The organism is Bartonella sp. AP58NXGY (assembly GCF_042195785.1).
GTDB lineage: Bacteria > Pseudomonadota > Alphaproteobacteria > Rhizobiales > Rhizobiaceae > Bartonella.
Window position 1 is genome coordinate 1 of sequence record NZ_JBHIOY010000251.1, and the last position, 328, is coordinate 328.

Below are 328 nucleotides of genomic sequence, written 5' to 3' on the forward strand. Positions count from 1 at the left end.
GGGAATAGACCAACAGCAAAAACAATATTAGGCGTACTATAAGCAAAAAAATCAAAAATTAAACTACCTATTATACGCATAAAGCCGTATAGAAAAAAAATCAAAAGCACATAACAACCAGCGCTTGACCCAATAATCGTCTTCGTGTCTTTAAACGCTTTAACCAAAGAGAGTAACCAGCGGTACCCCAATATAAGCGAAAGCGCCAAAACACAATAAGGAAAATAACTCACAGCACCATAAACATAAAGAAAAACAAGACACAAAACAACGAGCAAGAAAACCAAATGTTCAACCAATGTTTTTTTCTTCATCAAAGGAAAAATAA

At 34.1% G+C, this 328-nt stretch carries 1 protein-coding gene; it reads right to left on the reverse strand.

The features are described 5' to 3' along the window. The coding region (locus ACFINC_RS10760; RefSeq protein WP_375617210.1) for a hypothetical protein at positions 1-328 on the reverse strand (328 nt) is incomplete at both ends.